The following is a 5331-nucleotide window of genomic DNA, read 5'->3' as shown; positions in this document are numbered from 1 at the left end:
GGCATAGTGGCTCCGGGAGATGCTTCTTTTCTAACAGGCACCCTTCTGAACCTGTAGCCGCCCCGGAGATGGTTCCCGTGGCAAGCAGGTCACCCGGACGTAGATTGCAGCCGTTGCAGGTGTGATGCGTCACCAGTTGACCGATGGTCCAGTAAAGGTCACGCAAATTACCGCGGCTGAGCATCATGGCCGGCATCTGTTGCTGCCGCATCGCTTCGGATTGGAGATAGACCTCCAGCGTCAGATCGATGCCGTCTCTGTCTCGAGACGATGAGGCGAGATAGGGCAGCGGAGCCGGATCCTCCGCCGGACGCTCGAACGCAGGAACGCGATACGGGGAGAGGGCTTCAAGAGGCACAATCCACGGAGAAATCGTCGTCGCAAAGTTCTTGGCGAGAAATGGGCCCAGGGGCTGATACTCCCAGGCCTGGATATCGCGCGCCGACCAATCGTTGACCAGGCATAGACCAAAGATGTGCTCTTCGGCTTTATCGATCGGAACACTGTGACCCAGTGAATTCCCAGTACCCACCAGGATGCCAACTTCCAGTTCGTAATCGAGGGACTTTGATGGTCCAAAGACTGGCGCTTCGGCCGTTGGAGCCTTCGTCTGTCCACACGGACGGCGAATATCCGCGCCGCTGATCACGATGGAAGACACGCGGCCGTGATAACCGATCGGAACGTACTTGTAGTTCAGCAGTAATGGATTATCCGGGCGGAAGAGACGTCCCACACGGGTAGCGTGATAAATCGATGCGTAGAAGTCCGTATAGTCTCCGATATCCGCCGGCGGCCGCATGACCGCATCCTTCATTGGAATGAGCAACGGCTCGACATCTCTTTTCATCTCGTAGCCCCCATCGAGCAATGTCATGAGTTGTCGCCTAAGTGCGGACCACGCCTCCGGCCCGAGGGACATCAATGGATTCAAGGTACGGGCCTTACAAGCGCCGACTACTTCCTTTGAGAGAATGGAAAGGAAACCTTGATCGGCACAGGCATAAAGATCAAGGATCTGGTCTCCAATAGCAACGCCGATATGAGCAGTCTCTCGATAAAGAAACACGCCGTAGGGCAAGTTCTGGATGGGGAAATCTGACTCAGGGTCATTGGCCGAAATCACCCAACTCCTGCTTGCTATAGCCATCCCATTCTCTCCAGGTCCTGAATTGGCTCCACAAAAGAGCAAGAACCAAAGCTCATTGCAAACTCTCTGCGAACAGTACGGAGTTGCTCTGCGCTCCACTGCAATGATCGCCATCCAATCGTATCCGCAGTCATGCGAAAAGCGTCGACATCCTGATCATTCAGTAGTTGCTGTGCCTGGTCTTCCGTTCCACCGCTGTAGACGAGCGCTGCCGCGAGAAACAGGTTGAGAAAGCCATGCATGATTCCTGTTTCACTATCGGGTTCATAGGTGAAAGGGTGATATCCACGGATTGGATGATGCAATCCCGCTGTCGCCTTGAATGCCAGGCCCCGGTCGGCAATCGCAATCAACATTGCAGCAATTGACTCCGATGAGGGAAATGCCGTAGCGGTTACACCACCCGTACGTATTTTGACGCGTGCACCCGCCAGCCGTATGGAATCCAGCACCTCCGTTTTTAAAGGCGTAATGGGAACTTCGAAATAGATGATCGTCTCCGCCAGTGTCCGGGCAGCCTTGTGATCTATCTCATCCAGTTTGTCGGGTTTGATCTCAACAGACTCGATGCGGAACCCATCCTCGCGGAGTTGTGCGATGTTGCTCACCTCCGCCGCGGAAGATGCGATGACGCTCAGAGGAAGATGAGCAAGCGAGTCACTCGCAGTCTCGCGAAGCTCGGACAGACGCTTCCAATCGACAATAAAACGACCTAGCAACTCCGAACGCCGATTGCGCCTGTACGCGAGATAGTTTCTGGCAGCCGCCTGCATATCCAGACGGGCAGGCGCATACAAGCCTGCGTAATCGATCAGGCCAGAGAGGAGGCTATCGATCGCGTTCATCGGGTCGTGAACTTCAGCTTCTCGCCGGAGGACTTCTGCCTTCCATTCGGCGAGACTTCAGCCTGGAAATGCTTTTTGAGACCCTGCCAGCATTCGAAATATTCATGCTGCAGGATGCGAGTATGCATGGCGAACTCAGTAGGACGCACGACCAGTTGCGTCTCGAACATAAAGGCCAGAGTATTGTCGAGATACTGTGGCTTCAGCTCCGCCGAGCTGGCCCGCTCGAAGGTTTCGGCATCGGGCCCATGACCGGCCATACAGTTGTGCAAGCTGGCGCCACCCGGCAGAAAACCTTCCGCCTTGGCATCATAGGCTCCCACGATCAGGCCCATGAATTCATTCATGAAGTTTCGATGGAACCAGGGCGGTCGGAAGCTGTGCTCCGCCACGATCCAGCGCGGAGGGAAGATAGCGAAGTCACAGTTTGCGGTACCAGGTATCGCGGACGGAGAACTCAAGACGGTATAGATCGAAGGATCGGGATGGTCAAACGAAACCGTGTTGATGCAATTGAAGCGCGCAAGATCATATTTGTACGGCGCATAGTTACCGTGCCAGGCAACGACATCCAAGGGCGAGTGGTCGATCTGTGCGGACCAGAGCCGGCCGAGGAATTTCGCCGTGATGTGAAATTCTCCATCGAGGTTCTCAAAGGCTGCTGTCGGCGCCTGGAAATCTCGCGGGTTTGCTAATCCATTCGCTCCGATAGGCCCAAGGTCTGGCAGACGAAAGGTCTGGCCGTAGTTTTCACAGAGATACCCTCGTGCCTGTCCGTCGATCAACTCAACACGGAATTTGATTCCGCGAGGGATCACGCAGATCTCACCAGGCGCCGTTTCTAAAACTCCCAACTCGGTGTGGAGATGAAGTGTGCCTAACTGGGGGACGACAAGAAACTCTCCATCGGCACTATAGAAGAACCGATCGTTCATCGATCGATTGGCGGCATAGAGATGAATGGCGACACCGGTCTGCATGGCAGGATCACCATTCCCGCCGAGCGTAACGATGCCGTCGACAAAATCTGTGGGCTCCTCAGGGATTGGCAATGGGTCCCACCGTAGTTGATTGGGTGGGGTCGGAGTCTCAGTAAACGGGCCACTCCTGATGAGTCGCGAGGGAATCTCTTCATAGGGCCGGTGAGTCACTGAGGGACGAATGCGATAGGTCCAGGTACGGCGATTCTGAGATCGCGGCGCGGTAAAAGACGTTCCGCTGAGCTGCTCCGTATAGAGACCTAACGGATGTTTCTGCGGAGCATTCTGGCCAATGGGCAACGCTCCGGGAACGGCCTCTGACACGAATTCATTGCCGAACCCGGACTGATACAGGACGCCAACCGTCATGGATAACCCTCTCTACAGGCGGCCGCTCGCAGCGAGCCGCTCTGCTTCATGCATAACTTCGTAGAGTTGATCGAAACTGTCTACGACAAAGAGCAACTTGTGAAGCTCGTCGATCTTGACCGGCGTATTCACCACTTCACTCAGCGAGAATTCCTCGATGGCACAATGACCACTCATGACATTCAAGCATTCTCCATGCGAGCTGATGAGGCCGCTGCCATACACTTTGATCTCGCCTTGCTGGCGAATCAATCCGAACTCGACTGTGTACCAGAAGAGGCGAGAAAGCTTTTCACGAATTGRCTCTTCCGGAGTAGCGACACAGACACGGCCATAGTGCTCCAGGAAGTCTGCAAAAACCGGATGCGCATGCATCGGCACATGACCGACGACATCGTGAAAGATATCTGGCTCAGGTGTGTATTCCATGGATTCACGGCTTCGCAGCCAAACCGTCGTTGGGAATTTGCGAGCAGCCAGCATCTCAAAGAATGCCTGCGAAGGTAGAAATCCGCTCACCGCAGTGGAGTTCCATCCGGTTCTGGGCTCCAGTCGTGCGCTCACCTCTGCAAGATTGGGTAACCGATCGCGCTTCAGGCCGATGGTCTGAAAGCCATCGAGATACTCCTGAGCAGCATGCTTCTCCAGTTCGGGAAAGACACGTCCGACAAGGTCGGCCCAGATACCGTGCTGCTCCTCGGTATAGGACGAATAGTCCTGTTGGATGAGGTAGGGTGCCGCCGCAGAAAGTGTTGCAGTTGCCATGGTCGTTCTCCTCTTACAGATTGCCGCGAGCCTGCTGCTCCCTTTCGATAGCTTCAAAGAGCGCTTTGAAGTTGCCTTTGCCGAAGCTACGGCTTCCTTTGCGCTGAATGATCTCAAAGAACAGAGTGGGGCGATCTTCTACAGGGCGGGTAAAGATCTGCAGCATATAACCTTCATCGTCGCGATCCACCAGGATGCCGAGCCGTTCGAGTTCATCCAGAGGTTCATCAATCCGGCCGACGCGCTGCTGCAGCTCGGAATAATACGTATGTGGAACCCGTAGAAACTCCACGCCCTGCTCATGGAGTTTGTTGACCGTATGCAGAATGTCCTTGGTCGCCAAAGCAATGTGCTGCACTCCCGGGCCGCCATAGAAGTCCAGATACTCTTCGATCTGGGATTTTCGTTTCCCCTCGGCCGGCTCATTGATGGGAAACTTCACATACCCGTTGCCGTTGGACATCACCTTGGACATGAGCGCGGAGTATTCGGTCGAAATATCTTTGTCATCGAAGCTTTGATAGAGACTGAATCCCATCACCTTGGCGTAAAAATCAACCCAGGTATTCATCTCATGCCAGCCGACGTTGCCCACAACATGATCAATGTGCAACAGGCCCACAGGGCGAGCGACCCGGTCTTCCTCTATGGCGCGAAAACCGGGAAGAAACGGCCCCTGATAGTCTCCACGCTGAACAAAGGTATGGATGGTATCTCCATAGGCGCAAATGCTTGCCAGTACGGCCTGGCCGTGATCGTCCGACACGACATAGGGCTCGGCAACGCTGACAGCGCCGCGGTTGACCGTCTCATGCCACGACTGGCGAGCATCGTCTACCCATAGCGCCACGCCATGGACGCCATCGCCGTGCCGCTGCACATGTTCCGCGATCGCATGAGCTGGGCGAAGGACCGTCGTCAGCACAAAGCGAATCTTGCCCTGTTGAACAACATACGAGGCTCGATCTCGTTGCCCAGTCTCAGGTCCTGCATAAGCCACCAGAGACATGCCAAAAGCTGTCCGGTAAAAATACGCGGCCTGCCGGGCATTGCCCACGTAGAACTCCAGGTGATCGATGCCCTTGAGTGGAAGAAAATCAGCGTTCGTTGTTGGAGTCGCCTGGACTGGTTGGGAAAGAATGCTCTTCGTAGCTGACATAGAGCTCCGTCTCTGCCGCAAGGCGCCGTCGCCTCCCGGCAACCGAACAGCATAGGCCTCCGC

Annotated in this window: 5 protein-coding genes; all 5 read right to left on the bottom strand. The window is 55.2% G+C overall.

The genetic code is table 11. The features are described 5' to 3' along the window. The coding region (fahA, locus tag AB4043_RS13420; RefSeq protein ID WP_442307262.1) for a fumarylacetoacetase at nt 1-1150 on the bottom strand (1150 nt) is incomplete at its 3' end. Next, entirely contained in the window at nt 1141-1995 is an 855-nt protein-coding gene (locus AB4043_RS13415; RefSeq protein WP_442301566.1) for a hypothetical protein, read from the bottom strand. The genes fahA and AB4043_RS13415, both read right to left, overlap by 10 nt. Then, on the bottom strand, nt 1992-3344 hold the full coding sequence (gene hmgA, locus AB4043_RS13410; protein ID WP_442301565.1) for a homogentisate 1,2-dioxygenase: 1353 nt from the start codon (nt 3342-3344) through the stop codon (nt 1992-1994). The genes AB4043_RS13415 and hmgA overlap by 4 nt, the downstream gene beginning before the upstream one ends. A gap of 12 nt (nt 3345-3356) precedes the next feature. Next, nucleotides 3357-4109 carry a phenylalanine 4-monooxygenase gene (locus AB4043_RS13405; RefSeq protein WP_442307261.1) on the bottom strand — a complete coding sequence of 251 codons (753 nt, stop codon included), beginning with the start codon at nt 4107-4109 and terminating at the stop codon, nt 3357-3359. A gap of 13 nt (nt 4110-4122) precedes the next feature. Next, nucleotides 4123-5268 carry a 4-hydroxyphenylpyruvate dioxygenase gene (hppD, locus tag AB4043_RS13400; RefSeq protein ID WP_442301563.1) on the bottom strand — a complete coding sequence of 382 codons (1146 nt, stop codon included), beginning with the start codon at nt 5266-5268 and terminating at the stop codon, nt 4123-4125. Nucleotides 5269-5331 lie beyond the last annotated feature (63 nt).

Origin of the sequence: Terriglobus sp. YAF25 (genome assembly GCF_052113305.1) — a bacterium.
Lineage (GTDB): Bacteria > Acidobacteriota > Terriglobia > Terriglobales > Acidobacteriaceae > Terriglobus.
Note: the sequence above shows the minus strand (reverse complement) of the source record. Positions and strands in the feature narration are given on the sequence as shown.

What these genes read in the sequence shown, in the direction of transcription:
- hppD (WP_442301563.1), bottom strand. Translation starts at nt 5,268, where the DNA reads ATGTCAGCTACGAAGAGCATTCTTTCCCAACCAGTCCAGGCGACTCCA.
- hmgA (WP_442301565.1), bottom strand. Translation starts at nt 3,344, where the DNA reads ATGACGGTTGGCGTCCTGTATCAGTCCGGGTTCGGCAATGAATTCGTG.
- AB4043_RS13415 (WP_442301566.1), bottom strand. Translation starts at nt 1,995, where the DNA reads ATGAACGCGATCGATAGCCTCCTCTCTGGCCTGATCGATTACGCAGGC.